Origin of the sequence: Tepidimonas taiwanensis, assembly GCF_020162115.1 — a bacterium.
In the GTDB taxonomy this organism is placed as follows: Bacteria; Pseudomonadota; Gammaproteobacteria; order Burkholderiales; family Burkholderiaceae_C; genus Tepidimonas; species Tepidimonas taiwanensis.
The window spans coordinates 125,003-142,165 of the sequence record NZ_CP083911.1; the positions used below are offsets into that span (position 1 = coordinate 125,003).

The following is a 17,163-nucleotide window of genomic DNA, read 5'->3' on the forward strand; positions in this document are numbered from 1 at the left end:
CGCATCATCGTCGAGTTCCCCGCCGCCGCGGCCCCGTCGAACACTGGGTGCGCGGCCGCCATCCAGGAGTCGCCATGACCGCCGTCGTCGCCCATTCCAACGAGATCGCCACCCAACGCGCCAGCGCCGAGTACCTGACGTTCCGCCTCGGGGCCGAGGAGTATGGCATCGACATCCTGCGCGTGCAGGAGATCCGCTCCTTCGAGCAGCCCACCCGCATCGCCAACGCGCCGTCGCACATCCTCGGCGTGGTCAACCTGCGCGGGGTGATCGTGCCGGTGGTCGATCTGCGCATCAAGCTCGGCTGTGAGCGCGTCGAGTACAACAACCTCACGGTCGTCATCGTGCTCAACGTCAAGGGCCGCGTCGTGGGCGTGGTCGTCGACTCGGTCTCCGACGTGCTCGAACTCGCCCGCGACGCCATCCGCGCCGCGCCCGAGATGACGTCCGCGGCCGTCGACACCGCCTTCATCACCGGTATCGCCAGCGTCGGCGAGCGCATGCTGATCCTGATGGACATCGAGGCGCTGGTCAGCAGCCCCGACATGGGCCTGATGGACGCCTGAGCGGCGTCGGCCGACCCACCACTGCCACGGGAGGATGCCGATGATCCGATGGATGAGCGATGCGATGCGGGCCTGGTCGGTGCGCACGCGCATGTGGGGGGCGATCGGCGTCGTGCTGGCGCTGATGGTGATGCTCGCCGGTGTCGGCGTGTGGGCCGTGCACCACATGCAGATCGCGCAGCACGAGGCGCTGACGCTCGCATGGACGGTGGCGTCGCAAAACGCCACCAGCGCCAACGAGGCGTTCGCGCAGGAGATGATCGCGCTCACCGACCATGGGGAGCAGATCCGCCAGCAGGCGTTGTGGGGGCTGGCGGCGGCCCTCGCGGTGGCGATGGCCATCGTGGCACCGACCACGCTGGCCAACCTGCGCAGCATCGTGCGACCCGTGCGCGAGGCCGAGGCGCTGGCCGTGGCGATCGCGCGCGGCGATCTCGGGACTCGGGTCGACACCCAGGGGGCCGACGAGTTGGCGCAGTTGCTGCGCAGCCTGCACGACATGCAGGGGGCGCTCGCGCGCACCGTGGGCGCCGTGCGCGACGCCGCCGAGCGCATCCACCGCACCAGTGAGGAGGTCGCCAGCGGCAGCGCCGACCTGCGCCAGCGCACCGACGACACCGCCGCGCACCTGCAGCAGACCGCGGCGAGCCTGGAGGAGATCACCCAGACCGTGCGCGCCTCCAGCGACGCGGCGCAGTCCGCGATCGCGCTGGCGCAGCGCAACGCCGAGGTGGCCGACCGGGGCGGCGCGCAGGTGCAGCAGGTCGTGGCCACGATGGACGGCCTGCAGGCCGCGAGCCAGAAAATCGCCGACATCACCAACGTGATCGACGGGATCGCGTTCCAGACGAATATCCTGGCGCTCAACGCCGCGGTGGAGGCGGCGCGCGCCGGGGAGGCGGGGCGCGGCTTTGCGGTGGTGGCGGGCGAAGTGCGGTCGCTCGCGCAGCGCAGCGCCGAGGCGGCCAAGCAGATCAAGGCGCTGATCGAGCAGAGCGTGGCCCAGGTGGCCGCGGGCACCGAGGTCGTGCACCGCGCCGGGTCCACCATCCGCGACATCGTCGACAACGCGCAGCAGGTCTCGGGCTTCATCCGCGACATCAGCCACGCGACGCAGGAACAGGCACAGGCGCTGGCGCAGGTCAACGCCGCCGTGGCGGAGGTGGACCAGATGACGACGCAAAACGCGGAGCTCGTCGGCTCGAGCGCGGCCACCGCCCAGCAGCTGCGCGCCCAGGCGCAGCGCCTGGGCGAGACGGTGGCGATGTTCCGTCTGCCGACGGATGCGGGCGAGCACCCGCCGCTCAAGCCCGCAGCGGTGCGGGGGCACGGTGACCCGGCGTCCTATCAGGGGCCGGAGCGGCGGCGGCAAGAGACCCGATCGTCCGCGTGACATCGGGTACAGTCATTTCGAACCAGTCGGGTGGTGTTCCAGCACGAGGAGTCGACGATGGCGATAAGGGATCTCAAAATCGGTGTGCGGCTGGGCCTGGGATTTGGCCTCTTGCTCGCGCTGCTATTGGCCGTGGCGATCGGCGGAATCGTGGGTGGGCTGCGCATGCAGGCGGTCGAGGAAACCGTCAAAACCTACAATAAGGCGGCCATGTTGGCCGAAAAGTGGTCGGCGTTTACACGCCAACAAGTCGACCGCACGGTGGCCGTCGCCCGCCTGGGCGAGAATCCGCAAGCGCTGGAGTATTTTCAGACGCAAATTGCGCAAACGCGCGCGCTCGTGGACGAGCTGCAGCAGCGCACCGGGGCTGCGGTAGACCAGCTGGCTGATGCCGAGGCGTCGCGCCTGCTGCAATTGACGCGGGAGGCGCGGGGGGCGCAAATGCGCTTGCGCGACCAAGTTTTGGAACGCGTGCGGGCCGGCGACCATACCGGTGCGAGGGCGCTGGCGGACGGGGAGTATCGGCGTGCAGGTGACCGCTATGTCCAGGCCCAGGAAGACCTCGCGCAGTACCTCGTGACGGACGCGGAACGTACGATCGAGGAGGCCAAGCGGTTCGTGGGCAATCTCTCTTTGGCGATGGGCGCGGCGGCAGCGCTGGCGCTGCTGATCGGCGTGACCGTTGCCGTCTCGCTCACCCGCGGCATCGTGCGCCCGTTGCGCGAGGCTGTCGGGATAGCGCAGGCCGTCGCGCACGGTGACCTGACGCAAACGATCCACGTCGACCGCGGTGACGAGGTCGGTGAGCTGATGCGCGCGCTGCAGCAGATGCAAGCCGCGCTTCAGCAGGCGTTCCAGCGCATCCGCGCCAGCGCCGACCAGGTGGCGCTGGCCAGCGCCGAAATCGCGCAGGGCAACCAGGATCTCTCCGCCCGCACGGAGAATGCCGCCGCCAGCGTTGAGGAGACCTCAGCGAGCCTGCAGCAGCTCACCGAAGCCGTGCGCAGCAGCTCTCAGGCCGCGGCGGTGGCCAACCAGCTCGCCGCCCAGGCGGCCGATGCCGCACGCAGCGGCGGCCAGACAGTGGCACAAGCCGTGGAGTCGATGAAGGGCATCGAGGCCAGCAGCCAGAAAATCGCCGACATCACCAACGTGATCGACGGCATTGCGTTTCAGACGAATATCCTCGCGCTCAACGCCGCGGTGGAGGCGGCGCGCGCCGGGGAGGCGGGACGCGGCTTTGCGGTGGTGGCGGGCGAAGTGCGCTCGCTCGCGCAGCGCAGCGCCGAGGCCGCCAAGCAGATCAAGGCGCTGATCGAAGAGAGTGTGCAGCGTGTGCAGGCCGGCAGCGCGCAGGTCGACGCGGCCGGGCGCACGATGGAAGAGATCGTGCAGGCCATTCAGCGCGTGGCGGACATGATCGGCGAGGTGACGGCGGCGGCGCAGGAGCAAAGCGAAAACATTGCGCAGGTCAACGCGGCGGTGGGGCAGCTCGACAGCACGACGCAGCAGAATGCGGCCCTCGTGGAGCAGGCCGCGGCGGCGGCTGCCAGCCTCAACACCCAGGCGCAGGCGCTGCTGCAGGTGGTGGCGCAATTCCGCACCGGCGACGGCGACGGGGCGGTGCGCACCGTGGCGCCCATGCGTGCGAGCGCCTCGGCACCCGCCGCGCGGCGCGAGCCGTCGCTGCCCCCGGCGGCGGCCAAGTCCACCACGCTCAAGGCCGTGGGCCACACGCCGGCGCGGCCGGCGCTGGGCGCGGCCGCCGCATCTTCCTCATCCGCGGGCAAACCCGCGAGCAAGACCCCCGGCGCGGCTCCGGCTGGCGCCGCCAAGCCGGCGTCCGGCCCGACGGCCGCACCGGCCAAGCCCACCGCCCCCAAGGCGCTGCCACCGCGCCCCTCCCCCGCGACGGAAGAGGGCGAGTGGGAGAGTTTCTGATGCCCCGCCCGTCCATGGCCTGAGCCCGCATGATCGATTTTTCCAGCACGTTGCCCGGCCTCGTGGCCGAATCGCCGGACGATCCGGTCCGCAGCGGCCGCCTGCCGGTGGGCGTCTTGCTGGACCACCTGCAGGTCGGCCTCGTGGTGCTGGACGAGGCCGGGCACGTGGTCGGCGTCAACCACCAGGCGCGCGAGATGCTGGAGCTGCCGCTGACGCTGCTGCAGTCGCAACCCCCTATCGACGACGTGGTGCGCTGGCAGGTGGAGCGCGGCGATCTGCGCGGCGACGTGTCGCACATCCTGCAGCGCGTGTGGCACCACCTGCGCGAGACGGCGCGCCGCGGCCAGCCGCACGTCTACACCTACACCACCGCCGGCGGCCGCACGCTGCAGGGCACGACGATCGCCATCCCCGGCGGCGGCTGGGTGCGCGCCTACGTCGACGTCACGCGCCACGCCCAGATGGTGCGCTACCTGCGCGACAGCGAGGAGCGCTTCCGCAGCCTGACGGAGCTGTCGGCCGACTGGTACTGGGAGTGGGACGCCGAGGGCCGCTACACGCGGCTGGAGGGGCGGCTGATCCGCGAGTACGAGACGGCGGAAATGTTCCTCGGCAAGTGCGCGTGGGACGTGCCGGCGCTGAACCGCCCGCGGCCCGAGGACTGGGCGCCGCTGCGCGAGGCGTTTGCCGAACGGCGCGTTTTCCGTCGCGTGGAGCTGCAGCGTCGGTTGCGCGACGGCCGCGTCGTGTGGTTTTCGATCAGCGGAATGCCCGTGTACGACGCCGACGGGCGCTTCACCGGCTACCGCGGGGTCGGCCGCGACATCACGCGGCGCAAGGAGGACGAGGCCACGATCCAGCGCCTGGCGTTCTACGACAGCCTCACGGGCCTGTTCAACCGGCGCGCGTTCGTGGACCGGCTGCAGCAGGCGCAGGCGGCGAGTGCGCGCAGCGGCGAGTGGGCGGCGCTGTGCTTCATCGACCTGGACAATTTCAAGGACATCAACGACGCCTACGGCCACGCCGCGGGCGACCGCCTGCTGCAGACGGTGGCGCAGCGGCTGCGCGACGTGGTGCGTATCGAGGACACGATCGGCCGCCTGGGCGGCGACGAGTTCGTCGTGCTGCTGGAAGATTTGCACGCGGACGAGGAGCAGGCGGCCTGGCGCGCGCAGCACGTGGCCGAGAAGGTGCGCGCCGCGGTGGAGACGGCGCTCACCATCGAGGGGCACGAGGTGCAGGCCACGCCCAGCATCGGCATCACGCTCTTTCGCGGCCGGGACGAGGCGGTGGAGGACATCCTGCGCCGCGCCGACCTCGCGATGTACCACTCCAAATCGGCCGGGCGCAACGCGGTGCGCTTCTTCGACCCGGCGATGCAGGCGGCGGTGGTGGCGCGGGCCACCCTGCAGCGCGATCTGCGCCACGCGTTGCGCGACGGCGAGCTGCGCCTCTTTGGCCAACCGGTGGTCGATGCACGCGCGCAGGTTGTGGGACAAGAGGCGCTGCTGCGCTGGCAGCACCCGCTGCGCGGCATGGTGTCGCCGGCGGATTTCATTCCGGTGGCGGAGCAAAGCGGGCTGATCCTGCCGATGGGGCAGTGGGTGCTGCGCCAGGCGTGCGCGCAGCTGGCCGCGTGGGCGCGCGCGGGGGGCGAGCGCGCGCAGTGGTCGCTGGCGGTGAACCTGAGCCCGCGGCAGCTGCGCCAGCCGGATTTCGTCGATACCGTGCAGGCGGCGTGGCGCGAGGCCGGCGCCGACCCGCGCCGGCTCAAGCTGGAACTCACCGAGAGCCTGCTGCTGCACGACATCGAGGACACGATCACGAAGATGGAGGCGTTGGCCGCGCAGGGCATCCAGTTCGCGCTGGACGACTTCGGCACCGGCTACTCGTCGCTGGCGTACCTCAAGCGCCTGCCGCTCGCGCAGCTCAAGATCGACCGCTCTTTCGTGCGCGACCTGCTGGAGGACCCCAACGACGCGGCGATTGCCCGCACCATCCTGCAGCTCGCCAAGAGCCTGGAGATGGAGGTGGTCGCCGAGGGCGTGGAGACGGCGGCGCAGTTCGAGGCGCTGCGCGAGATGGGCTGCCACCTGTTTCAGGGCTACCATTTCGGCCGGCCCGCGGCGTTGTGAGTGCCGCTGCACGACGTCTTCGCGCGGGGGCGCCGCGTGGTCATGCCCCGGTTCGCGTGTCCAGGCGCCGGTGGCCAGCCCCCGCAGCGTCGTATACCAGTACCCCACGAGGTTGCCATGAACGCCCGTCTGCCCGATACCGCCCAACCGCTGCTCGACCCCGCCGCCGTGCGCCAGCGCGTGGACGAGCGCTGGCAGCGTGACATCCTGCCGGCGCTGCACCGTTATATCGAGGTGCCGGCCAAATCGCCGATGTTCGACGCCGACTGGGTCGCGCACGGCCACCTGGAGCGCGTGCTGCGCGACGCGGCCGACTGGGTGGCGCGCCAGCCCGTCGAGGGGCTGACGCTGGAGGTCGTGCGGCTGACGCGCCCGGACGGCACGCCGCGCACGCCGGTGCTGTGGTTCGAGGTGCCGGCGCGCGCCGGCGCCGACGGCACCCCGGCACCGGCCAGCGGCCAGACCGTGTTGATGTACGGCCACTTGGACAAGCAGCCGGAGTTTGCGGGCTGGCGCGCGGATCTGGGGCCGTGGACGCCGCGCCTGATCGACGAGCGGCTCTACGGCCGCGGCGGCGCCGACGACGGCTACGCGGTCTACGCCGCGGTGGCCGCGATAGAAGCGCTGCAGGCCAGCGGTCGCCCCCACCCACGCATCGTCGGCCTGATCGAAACCGGCGAGGAAAGCGGCTCGCCCGACCTGCTGCCCACGATCGACGCGCTGCGCGCGCGGCTGGGCGACGTGGGGCTGGTGATTTGCCTCGACAGCGGGGCGGGCAACTACGACCAGCTGTGGCTGACCACCAGCCTGCGCGGCATGGTCAGCGGCGTGCTGCGGGTGGACATCCTCACCGAAGGGGTGCACTCCGGTGATGCCTCGGGCGTGGTGCCGTCGAGCTTTCGCATCCTGCGCCACGTGCTCGACCGGCTGGAGGACAGCGCCACCGGCCGCCTGCTGCCCGAGGTGTTCCACTGCGAGATTCCGCCCGAGCGCGTCGCGCAGGCGCGCGAGACCGCGGCGATCCTGGGCGACGCGGTGTGGCGGCGCTTCCCGTGGGCGCACCACGACTGTGGCGGCAGCACCGTGTTTGCGCTGCCGACGACGACCGACCCAGTGGAGGCGCTGCTGAACCGCACGTGGCGCCCGACGCTGTCGGTGACCGGTGCCGAGGGGCTGCCGCCGCTGCGCGATGCGGGCAACGTGCTGCGCCCGTACACCGCGTTCAAGCTCAGCCTGCGCCTGCCGCCGCTGGTGGACGCGGCGCAGGCGGCGCAGCGCCTCAAGGCGCTGCTGGAGGACAACGCGCCGTACCAGGCGCGCGTGACCTTCGAGCCGGAAGGGGCCGCCAACGGCTGGAACGCGCCGGACACCGCGCCGTGGTTCGCGCAGGCGCTGCAGGTGGCGAGCCACGCCCACTTCGGCGCCGCGTGCGGCACCATCGGGCAGGGCGGCACGATTCCGCTGATGAACATGCTGAGCGCGGGTTTCCCACGTGCGCAGATGATGGTGTGTGGGGTGCTGGGCCCGCAGAGCAACGCGCACGGTCCCAACGAGTTCCTGCACGTGCCTTATGCGCGGCGGCTCACGGCCGCCGTGGCTGAGGTCATCGCGCGCATGCCTTGAAGGACCGGATTGCGTTTTCGCGTGGGTGGGAGCGGTGGCGGATGGGGCCGTGGCCTCATCGGTCCGCTGTGCGGCCCGGAAATCGGCCCCGATCCCACCTGCCGCCGCTACCGGGCGCCGGCAGCGCGCACCCGACACCCCTTGAGGTCGAGCCGGGGAGGCCGTCCGGCCCGATTTCCAGGCCGCGCAGCGGACTGATGAGGGCAGGGCGGCCTCCCCGACTCGGCCTCCCCACTATTGCTCCGGCACGGTTTTGTCTTGAGCCCCCCGCTTTCCGTGTTAGCACAGAACGCTGCGGGAGAGTCAAAACTTTTTCGTACTGGATCAATATCACTCCAGCACGATTCTGTCTTGCGTCTCCCGCATGCTTCGCACGTGTTGGACGCTGTGCGGGAATACCAAGCTTCTTCATGTTGGATCGATAGAGAACGTGATCACACCCCCTGTGCGCGTTCCGCGGCGTGGGCCCGTTGCCGCAGCGCCAGCGCCAGCAGTCCCAGCCCGGTGATCGCCACCGGCACGGTGGAGCCGACGTTGAGCCACCACCAGCCCTGCGTCGTCACCAGCGCGCCGGAGGCAAACGCCGTGACCGCCATCGTCGCGAAGACCGCGAAGTTGATCGTCGCTTGCGCGCGGTCCTTCTCCTCCGGCCGGTACGCCTGCATCGCCAGCGTCGTGCTGCCGGTGAACAGGAAGTTCCACCCGACCCCGAGCAAAAAGAGCGCCACCAGGAACTGGTGCAGGTCCTGTCCGGACAGCGCCACCGCGATGCACGCGGCGTTGAGCAGCACGCCCACCCCCATGATGGGCACGGCGCCAAAGCGCCGGATCAGGTGCCCGGTGAAAAAACCCGGTGCGAACATGCCGATCACGTGCCACTCCAGCACCAGCGCCGCGTCGGCGAACGGCAGCCCGCAGGTCTGCATTGCCAGCGGCGTCGCGGCCATCAGCAGGTTCATGACCCCGTAGCCGAGCGCCGCGCCCAGCACCGCGACCGCAAACGCCGGTTCGCGCAGCAATTCCACCACCGAGCGGCCCTCCGTCACCCGGCCCGCGGGCCGCGGCGGCTCGGCCGGGAAGCGGATGCCCGCCATCACCCCCATCGAAACCAGCGCCACGCCCGCCAGCGCCAGGTACGCGCCGAGGAAGGGGACGTCGAGCAGATCGCGCGTGTGGTTGGCCAGGTTCGGCCCCGCCACCGCGCCGATCAGGCCGCCCGCCAGCACCAGCGAGACGGCTTTTTCGCGGAACGCGGGGGCCGCCAGCTCGCCGGCGGCGAAGCGGTAGAGCTGCCCGTTGGCGCTGTAGTAGCCGGCGATGACGGTGGCGGCCACGAGCAACCAGAACTGCCCGATGGCCAGTGCCAGCGCCGCGAGCAGCGCCGAGCCGAAGGCGACCGCGAGGCCGATCTGGAACGCCACCTGTCGGCCCCAGCGCGCCTGGGAGCGTGCGACCAGCCCGGTGGACAGCGCACCCCCGACCACATAACCCATCACCGGCAGCGTCGCCATCCAACCCGCCGGCGCCAGCCGCAGGCCCACCAGCCCGTTGATCGCGATGAAGACGACGTTGTTCGTCAGAAACAGCCCTTGGGCGATGGCGAGCAGCCAGAGGTTGCGGTTCATGGGCGATGGTTATACCCGATACCCGCCCGGGTTGTGGGCCGCGTGCGCGACTTCCTACAATCGGGGCTCGACTGACCGCCACCGCCCCGCGCCAACCGTATACCGGGCGCGGCCGTGGCCCTTCCCCCACCCCGTCGAGGGCACGTATGGTTCCGCATCTCGTCACCGCGCTCACCGGCCCCATCAACGAGCTGGAGCAGCGCATCCTCGAATCCACCCCTGTCATCGAGCGCTGGTTCCGGCTGGAGTGGATGGAGCACACCCCGCCGTTTTACACCTCGGTGGATATTCGCAACGCGGGCTTCAAGCTTGCGCCGGTGGACACCAACCTCTTTCCCGGCGGGTGGAACAACCTGACCAATGAAATGCTGCCGCTGGCCGTGCAGGCGGCGATGGCGGCGATCGAAAAAATCTGCCCGGAGGCGAAAAACCTGCTGCTGGTGCCGGAGAACCACACACGCAACACGTTCTACCTGATGAACGTGGCGCAGCTGCAGCGCATTTTCTACTCCGCGGGGCTGAACGTGCGCGTCGGCTCGCTCAACCCCGACATCAAGGAGCCGACGACGATCGACCTGCCCAACGGTGACCGCGTCGTGCTCGAGCCCATCATCCGCGAGGGTCGCCGGCTGGGCCTGAAGCATTTCGACCCCTGCACCATCCTGCTCAACAACGACCTGAGTGCCGGTGTGCCCGGCATCCTGGAGGACCTGCACGAGCAGTACCTGCTGCCGCCGCTGCACGCCGGTTGGCACGTGCGGCGCAAGAGCAACCACTTCCGCGCGTACGAGGAGGTGGCCAAGCGCTTTGGCAAGCTGGTGGGCATCGACCCGTGGCTGATCAACCCGATGTTCGCGCAGTGCGGGCAGGTCAACTTCGCCGAAGGTGCGGGGCTGGAGTGCCTGCAGACCAACGTCGACGCGCTGCTCGCCAAAATCCGCCGCAAATACAAGGAATACGGCATCCAGGAGCGCCCCTTCGTCGTCGTCAAGGCCGACAACGGCACCTACGGCATGGGCGTGATGATGGTGCGCGACGCGGCGGAGCTGGCCAACCTTAACCGCCGCACCAAAAACAAGATGAACGTCATCAAGGACGGCCAGCAGGTCAGCGACGTCATCATCCAGGAAGGCGTGATGACGCACGAGCGCATCCACGACGCCGTGGCCGAGCCGGTGGTGTACATGATGGACCGCTACGTCGTGGGGGGCTTTTACCGCGTGCACGCCGAGCGTGGCGTCGACGAAAACCTCAACGCCCCGGGGGCGAGCTTCGTGCCGCTGGCGTTCGAGAAAAGCGCGCTGCAGCCGCAGCCCGGCTCGCCGCCGGGGGCGAGCGTGCCCAACCGCTTCTACATGTACGGCGTGGTCGCGCGGCTGGCGATGCTGGCCGCGGCGTACGAGCTGGAGGCCACCGACCCCGAGGCGGAGCGCTATGACTGAGGCGGTGCCCCCCCTGCGGCGGGTGCTGGTGGTGGCCGACCCGCTGCACACCTTCGTCACCTACAAGGACAGCACCTACGCGATGATGCGCGAGCTGGCGCGTCGCGGCGTGGCGCTGGCCGCGTGCGAGCCGGCGCACCTGCAGTGGCGCAGCGGCGAGCCGGTGACGGCGCTGGTGCGCGAGGTGACGCTGACCGACGACGCACACGACTGGTTCCACGTGCGGCGGCAGGGGCGCGAGCCGCTGCACGCGTTCGACGCCGTGCTGATGCGCAAGGATCCGCCGTTCGATGCGGAGTATTTCTATGCGACGCACCTGCTGCAGCAGGCGCAGCGCGAGGGGGCGCGCGTCTTCAACGACCCCGCTGCGTTGCGCGACCATCCGGAAAAGCTGGCGGTGATGGCGTTCGCCGAGTGGGCGCCACCGACGCTGGTCACACGCAGCGCGGAGGCGATCCGGGCGTTTCACGCCGAGCACCGCGACATCATCCTCAAGCCGCTGGACGGCATGGGCGGACGGGGGATCTTCCGCGTCGGCGCGGACGGCCTCAACCTCGGCGCGGTGATCGAGACGCTGACCCAGCACGGCCACACGACGATCATGGTGCAGCGCTACCTGCCGCAGATCGCCGATGGGGACAAGCGCATCCTCGTCATCGGCGGCGAGCCGGTGCCGTATGCGCTCGCGCGCATCCCGCAGGGCGGCGAGGTGCGCGGTAACCTGGCGGCCGGCGGCCGGGGCGAGGCGCGGCCGCTCTCCGAACGGGACTGGGCCATTGCGCGCGCGCTGGGGCCGGTGCTCGCCGCGCGCGGGCTGCTGCTGGTGGGGCTGGACGTGATCGGCGAGTGGGTGACCGAGATCAACGTCACCAGTCCCACGTGCTTTCAGGAGATCACGCAGCAGACGGGCTACGATGTCGCGGCGCGCTTCGTCGATGCGCTGGAGGCTGCCGTGCGGGCGGGCGCGGCCGCGTCGGCGGATGGCCGAACAGGGGCCGCGACGTGACGGTGCAGGGCGGCGGGCTGACGCGCCTCGCATTCTGGGGTCTGGCGGTGGCGCTCACTGTGGCGTCGCTGACACCGGTGGAGCACCTGCCACCGCTGGTGTTCGACCTCTGGGACAAGGCGCAGCACGCGCTGGGCTTCGCGGCGCTGGCGCTGCTGGGGTCTCTGGCCTACCCGCTGTGGCGGGAGGCGGCGCTGGTGGCCGGGCTGCTGGCGCACGGCGCGGCCATCGAGTGGGCGCAGGCCGCCACCGGCTGGCGCCACGGTGATCTGGCCGACTGGGTGGCCGACGGCGTGGGCGTCGCGTTGGGGCTGCTCATCGCGCGTGCGATGCGACGGATTCGGACGGTGCGGGCGTGAGCGTACAGCCAACGACCTCCGGCCCGGACCGTGCGGGCGTGGGGGTGTGAGGGCGCGGCGCATCAATGCCCGGCGCTGTCGGACCACAGGTTGAGCACCAGCACGCCCGCGATGATCAGGCCCATGCCCAGCAGGCCGGGCCCGTCGATGCGCTGGCCATAGACCACCCACGCCACCAGCGTGATGAGCACGATGCCCAGCCCCGACCAAACCGCGTACGCCACGCCAACGGGGATATGCCGCAGCGCCAGCGACAGGCAATAGAACGCCACGCCATAGCCCACGACGACGACCACCGATGGCTGCAGGCGCGTGAAGCCGTCGCTGGCCTTGAGCGCGGAGGTGCCAATGACCTCCGCGACGATGGCCAGACCGAGCAATAGCCAGGGGTTCATGTCGAGCGCTCGAATCGGTTCGTACGGGCGCATGGGTCGCCCGGGGATGCAGGAGGCGCCATGTTAACCCCGCGACGGCGGGGTCGCGGGCCACCGCGTGCTTCCGTGATCGGACGCGGGGAGACGCCCCTTGCGGGGCGTGCGGGTGTCAGGCGGTGCGGTCAGGGGGGGCTGACCGTCGCATCCGTCGTCGCTGGCGCGCCTTGCGTGCCCTTCTCCGGCCCGTCGTCCAGCCACTGCTGGCGGACGGCCCACGCGTCGTCGATGCGCGCCAGCAGCGCCTGCACCGCGTCCGGCCAGAAATGCCGCCCGCTTTCCGCACGCAACAGGTCCAGCGCCCGCTCGAGCGGCCACGCGGGTTTGTAGGGGCGCTGGCTGGTCAGCGCGTCGAACACGTCGGCCACGGCGACGATGCGCGCCTCGACGCTGATCGCTTCGCCCGCCAGCCCGTGCGGGTAGCCGCTGCCGTCCCATTTTTCGTGGTGTTGCAGCGCGATGGTGCGCGCCATGCGCAGCAGCGGGCTCGGGTCGTCGCCGATGATGTCCGCGCCGATCTGGGGGTGCTGGCGCATGACGGCCCATTCCGCGGCGTCCAGCTTGCCGGGCTTGAGGAGGATGGCGTCGGGGGTACCGATCTTGCCGATGTCGTGCATCGGTGCCGCGTGCAGCAGCGTGTCACAAAACCCTGGCGGCGCACCCAGCTGCTCCGCGATCAGCCGCGAGTAGTGGCTCATGCGGATGACGTGGTGCCCGGTTTCGTTGTCCTTGAACTCCGCCGCACGGCCCAGGCGCCGGATGATCTCCAGCCGCGTGCGTTCGAGCTCGCTGCTTTGCACCAGGGCCAAGTGGGTGCGGATGCGGGCGCGCAACACCGGGGGCGAGATGGGCTTGGTGATGTAGTCCACCGCCCCGAGTTCCAAGCCGAGTGTCTCGTCTTCCTCCGCCCCCAGCGCGGTACAAAACAGCACCGGGATGTGGGCCGTGGCGGGGTCGGCTTTGAGGGCTCGGATGACGTCGTGACCGCTCATCCCCGGCATCATGATGTCGAGCACGATCAGCCGGGGGGGTACCTCGCGCACGCGCTGCAGGGCTTCGGCGCCGCTGCGGGCAAAGGAGAGCTGGTAGTCGTCCGCCAACACCCGCCGCAACAGTTGGAGGTTGATCGGCTCGTCGTCCACCAGCAATAGCCGAGGCGGGCCAAGCCATTCGGCCCACGCTTCGAACGGTCCCGAGGTGTCATGGTTGGGCTGCATCCGTGGTCTCCTGGCCCAAATTTTGTAGGCAGCGCAGCGCGCCGTCAAAGTCGAAGTTGTCCAGCGCCTGCTGCAGCACTTGGGCGACGGTGGGGTGGGTTTGCCGCAAGGCCTGCAGCGCAGGCTCGTCCACCTCGCCGCGCTGGCAGGCGCGGCGCAGCCGCTGCACGATGGCGGGGGCGGGGGGCGCGGACAACGCGTCAGCCGCGGGCGCCGCAGGGGGAGCCGCTGCCGACGCGCGGCTGCTGTCGCTCTCTTGCAGCCAAGCGGCCGTGGCGTGCACCGCCCGCTGCGCCGCGTCCACGGGGGCAGGTTCGCCACGCACGAGGGCCTGTTCGCACGCACGCGCGGCCGCGGCCAGTGCCGCCAATCCCAAATTGGCGGCAACACCCGCACAGCGGTGCCACGCCGTGCGATCCCACGTGGGCATCGCTGCCCACTGGGGGGCCATCTCCGCCCACCACTGGCGGACGCGCGGCAGCCAATCGTCATGCCACAGGGCGCGGCCCTGTTCAGCGTCCACGACCGGGCCGGCAGCCGTTTTGTCGGCCGCTGTGGGCGCTGGGGCGGTGTGGGTACCTTCGCCCGCCGATCCCGCAGCCATGACCGCGCCCGCTCGCTCGGCCGCCGCTTGCAGCACGTGCCGCAGCGCCGCGGGATGGATGGGTTTTTCCAAAAAGCCGTCCATGCCCGCTTGCGCCGCCGCGCGGCGATCTTCTTCCATCACCGCGGCGGTCAACGCGTAGACGGGGATGGGCCGCAGGCCGCGCTCGTGCTCGAGCGCACGCAGCCGCTGACATGTCTGCAGCCCGTCAAGCTCGGGCATATGCAAGTCGAGCAGCACCACGTCCCACGCGGCGGGGTCTTGCGCATAGCGGGCAAGCAGTGCTTCGCCACCGTCGACCACACACGCCGCGTGTCCCCAGCGGGTCAGCAGCGTGTGCAGCAGCGTGCGGTTTTGCTCGACGTCGTCGGCCGCCAGCACGCGCAGCGGGGGCAGTGCGGCATCGGGCGCTGCGGCGGCGGGACTGTGCGGCGGTGCCGCCTCCGCACAGTCGTGGGTCGGCAGCACGTGCAGTGGCAGGCGAATGTCGATGCGTGTGCCCACGCCGGGCTCGCTCTGCAAACTCAGCTCCCCTTGCATGAGCTCGACCAGGCGCTTGACGATGGTCATGCCCAGGCCCGTGCCGCCATAGCGGCGGGTGGTGACGGCGTCGGCCTGGACGAACGGCTCGAAAATGGCTTGTTGCCGCTCTTTGGGGATGCCGATGCCGGAGTCCTCCACCCACAGGTGCAGGGTTTGCGCGTCGGCGCGCCGCGCGCCCACGGTGACGTGGCCGCGCTCGGTGAACTTCAGCGCGTTGCCGATGAGGTTGCTCAGGATCTGCTCCAGCCGGTCGCCGTCGGCTTCGATGCACGCGGGCAGCGCATCGTCCACGTCCAGTTGCAGCCGCAACCCCTTGGGCTGCGCCAGCACGCCAAAACGCGAGATCAACCCATGCAACAGCCGCGGCAGCACCACCGGTGTAGGGGCGAGTTTGAATTCGCCGCGCTCGAGCTTGGCGGCGTCGAGCAAGTCGTTGAGGATGCGCAGCAGCGACCGTCCCGCGTTGACGATGATGTCGACTTGTTCGCGCTCCGCGCTGTTGATGGGCAGCGCCTCGCGCAGCAGCTCCGCGTAGCCGAGGATGGCGTTCATCGGCGTGCGGATTTCGTGGCTGAAGCTGGCAAAAAATACCGTTCGGCTGGCCAGCGCGGCTTGCAGCTGCGCGCGCGTCTTCTCCAGTGTCTGCACGGTGCGTTCGCGGTCGGTAACATCCAGCGCGATTTTGAGCACCGCCCGCACGCGCCCGTCGTCGTCGAGCAGCGGGCGGTACGCCCCTTGCAGGTATACGATGCTGCCGTCGCGCCGCTTGCGCGGAAAAAACCCTTGCTCCTCGTAGCCATCAAGCAGCGCGCTCCACAGCTGCTCGTATTGTTGAGCGGCTTGTTCATCCTCGGGCCACACGGCGGCGTGGGGTTGGCCCACCAATTCTGCTGCGGAGTAACCCAAGGCGTGCGCCAGCGTGTCGTTGACCTCGACGAAGCGCCGGTCGGTGGACAAGATGGCGCGACAAGCGATGTGGTCGATGGCCTCCAGCAGCGTACGACGCTCGCGACTGATGCGCGCCTCGTTGGTGATGTCCAGCGCGTAAATGTGCAAGTGCCGCTGCCGCTCGTTGCGGTAGCACGTGGCCAACACCAGCGCGTGCCGCCAGCCCGCGCTTTCGTGGCGGACCCGGGCCTCGAAGCGCTGCGGTTGCTGCGTCTCCAAGGCGTGGTTGAAGGCTTGGTGCGCAGCGGTGACGTCGTCTGGGTGTATGCGCTGCAGCAGCGTCCACTGACGGTTTAGGTAGCCCTCTGCTGGAAGGCCGACGAGATTTTGCACGGCGCGCGAGACCAGTGCGGGCAGCGTCGTGCCGTCATCGTGCACGGTCAGGCGCAGCACCGCCAGCGGCATGTCGTCGAGGATGGTCGACAGCAGCGCCTCGCGCTCGCGTAGCCGCTGCAGCAGCGTGCGGTAGCTGAGCAGCCCCAGCGCTCCCCAAGAAAAGCCAAACCCCACCACCAGCGCGCCCGCCACCGCCAGCGCCAATTCGACTTGCCGGTTGGACCAGCGCGGGTAGGCCAGGTCCACCGGCCCGATGAAGAGCGACGCGCGCATGGCCGTGTAGTGCATGCCAACCGTGGCCAAGCCGAGGATCAAACCCGCCAGCAGGTTTGCCTGGAAACCCCGCATCCGTCCCCGGTGGCGCAGCCACTCCCGCGCGCCCAGGCCGATGATGGCCAAGACCACGGCGACCACGATGGACAACGCAAAGCCCATCGGGTCGTAGCGCAGGGTGCTCTCCATGCGCATCGCGGCCATGCCGCTGTAGTGCATGGTTCCGATGCCCGCCCCCACCCACAGGCCACCCCACAGAATCGGGGGCCAGCGCAGCCGAGTTGGCGGGCCCGCCGAACCGGCCACAGCGGGGGCCGGGCGGGCGTACATGCGCAGACCCACCCACGACGCGATCAGCGCGGGCAGCATGGACAGCCCCGTGATCCACGGGTCGTAGCGCACCGGTTGGCAAATGTCCACCGCCAGCATGCCGATAAAGTGCATGCCCCACACACTGCTGCCCATACCCAACGCAGCCAGCGCGTAGGCGGCGCGTGAGACGGTGGGGCCAAAGGCATCGGGCCGCCGGGCGATGGCGCACAGCTGCATGGCGGCGACGCCCCCCGCGCAGGCGATCACGATCGACAGGGCCACGAGCCAGGCGTCCCATACGGCAGGCGCCAGAGGCCCGACGGTATCACCCCACACGAACCATTCTTGCCAGCTCACGCGCATACCGGTCGATTGTGTCTGTCGTTGAGTGGTAGAGGGATCGCGC

The 17,163-nt window shown here is 70.1% G+C and carries 12 protein-coding genes; 8 read left to right on the forward strand and 4 right to left on the reverse strand.

All coding sequences use genetic code 11. From position 1 onward, the window contains the following. Positions 1–74 precede the first annotated feature (74 nt). From LCC91_RS00625 to LCC91_RS00645, 5 genes are all read left to right on the forward strand, one after another. Positions 75–566 (forward strand): chemotaxis protein CheW, encoded by a 492-nt coding sequence (locus tag LCC91_RS00625; protein WP_143897680.1) that lies wholly within the window; start codon positions 75–77, stop codon positions 564–566. Positions 567–606: 40 nt separating this feature from the next. Beyond that, complete coding sequence (locus LCC91_RS00630; RefSeq protein ID WP_224440972.1) at positions 607–1,959, forward strand: methyl-accepting chemotaxis protein; 1,353 nt, start codon at positions 607–609, stop codon at positions 1,957–1,959. Positions 1,960–2,016: 57 nt separating this feature from the next. Continuing rightward, on the forward strand, positions 2,017–3,900 hold the full coding sequence (locus LCC91_RS00635) for a methyl-accepting chemotaxis protein (RefSeq protein ID WP_143897684.1): 1,884 nt from the start codon (positions 2,017–2,019) through the stop codon (positions 3,898–3,900). A gap of 29 nt (positions 3,901–3,929) precedes the next feature. Next, positions 3,930–6,038 carry a putative bifunctional diguanylate cyclase/phosphodiesterase gene (locus LCC91_RS00640; protein ID WP_143897686.1) on the forward strand — a complete coding sequence of 703 codons (2,109 nt, stop codon included), beginning with the start codon at positions 3,930–3,932 and terminating at the stop codon, positions 6,036–6,038. Positions 6,039–6,155: 117 nt separating this feature from the next. Beyond that, positions 6,156–7,661 carry a M20/M25/M40 family metallo-hydrolase gene (locus LCC91_RS00645; protein WP_143897688.1) on the forward strand — a complete coding sequence of 502 codons (1,506 nt, stop codon included), beginning with the start codon at positions 6,156–6,158 and terminating at the stop codon, positions 7,659–7,661. Positions 7,662–8,095: 434 nt separating this feature from the next. Here LCC91_RS00645 and LCC91_RS00650 read toward each other — a convergent pair whose 3' ends face one another. Next, a complete protein-coding gene (locus LCC91_RS00650) occupies positions 8,096–9,286 on the reverse strand; it encodes an MFS transporter (RefSeq protein ID WP_143897690.1) in 1,191 nt (396 codons plus the stop codon). A gap of 146 nt (positions 9,287–9,432) precedes the next feature. Here LCC91_RS00650 and gshA point away from each other — a divergent pair, with 146 nt between their 5' ends. Genes gshA through LCC91_RS00665 form a run of 3 tightly spaced genes read left to right on the forward strand, consistent with a single transcriptional unit; the run spans position 9,433 to position 12,093 of the window. Continuing rightward, a complete protein-coding gene (gshA, locus tag LCC91_RS00655; RefSeq protein ID WP_143897692.1) occupies positions 9,433–10,728 on the forward strand; it encodes a glutamate--cysteine ligase in 1,296 nt (431 codons plus the stop codon). Positions 10,729–10,732: 4 nt separating this feature from the next. Then, on the forward strand, positions 10,733–11,734 hold the full coding sequence (gshB, locus tag LCC91_RS00660) for a glutathione synthase (protein ID WP_224440973.1): 1,002 nt from the start codon (positions 10,733–10,735) through the stop codon (positions 11,732–11,734). Next, positions 11,731–12,093, forward strand: a complete 363-nt coding sequence (locus tag LCC91_RS00665; protein WP_043699584.1) for a VanZ family protein — start codon at positions 11,731–11,733, stop codon at positions 12,091–12,093. Before gshB ends, LCC91_RS00665 begins: the two co-directional genes overlap by 4 nt. Before the next feature lie 62 nt (positions 12,094–12,155). On the opposite strand, the gene LCC91_RS00670 is transcribed toward LCC91_RS00665, so the two are convergent. The 3 genes from LCC91_RS00670 to LCC91_RS00680 form a co-directional block, all read right to left on the reverse strand. After that, positions 12,156–12,488: an SMR family transporter gene (locus tag LCC91_RS00670; RefSeq protein WP_043699625.1), complete on the reverse strand. Its 333-nt coding sequence runs from the start codon at positions 12,486–12,488 to the stop codon at positions 12,156–12,158. 161 nt (positions 12,489–12,649) lie between these two features. Then, on the reverse strand, positions 12,650–13,741 hold the full coding sequence (locus LCC91_RS00675) for a response regulator (protein WP_082007501.1): 1,092 nt from the start codon (positions 13,739–13,741) through the stop codon (positions 12,650–12,652). Continuing rightward, the gene (locus tag LCC91_RS00680) at positions 13,725–17,114 is read right to left on the reverse strand and encodes an MHYT domain-containing protein (RefSeq protein WP_185974882.1); all 3,390 of its coding nucleotides are present in this window, start codon (positions 17,112–17,114) and stop codon (positions 13,725–13,727) included. Before LCC91_RS00680 ends, LCC91_RS00675 begins: the two co-directional genes overlap by 17 nt. Positions 17,115–17,163 lie beyond the last annotated feature (49 nt).

Coding starts and splice junctions, on each gene's coding strand:
- LCC91_RS00645 (WP_143897688.1), top strand. CDS start 6,156: ATGAACGCCCGTCTGCCCGATACCGCCCAACCGCTGCTCGACCCCGCC.
- LCC91_RS00650 (WP_143897690.1), bottom strand. CDS start 9,286: ATGAACCGCAACCTCTGGCTGCTCGCCATCGCCCAAGGGCTGTTTCTG.
- LCC91_RS00635 (WP_143897684.1), top strand. CDS start 2,017: ATGGCGATAAGGGATCTCAAAATCGGTGTGCGGCTGGGCCTGGGATTT.
- LCC91_RS00630 (WP_224440972.1), top strand. CDS start 607: ATGATCCGATGGATGAGCGATGCGATGCGGGCCTGGTCGGTGCGCACG.
- gshA (WP_143897692.1), top strand. CDS start 9,433: ATGGTTCCGCATCTCGTCACCGCGCTCACCGGCCCCATCAACGAGCTG.
- LCC91_RS00640 (WP_143897686.1), top strand. CDS start 3,930: ATGATCGATTTTTCCAGCACGTTGCCCGGCCTCGTGGCCGAATCGCCG.
- LCC91_RS00625 (WP_143897680.1), top strand. CDS start 75: ATGACCGCCGTCGTCGCCCATTCCAACGAGATCGCCACCCAACGCGCC.
- LCC91_RS00675 (WP_082007501.1), bottom strand. CDS start 13,741: ATGCAGCCCAACCATGACACCTCGGGACCGTTCGAAGCGTGGGCCGAA.
- LCC91_RS00670 (WP_043699625.1), bottom strand. CDS start 12,488: ATGAACCCCTGGCTATTGCTCGGTCTGGCCATCGTCGCGGAGGTCATT.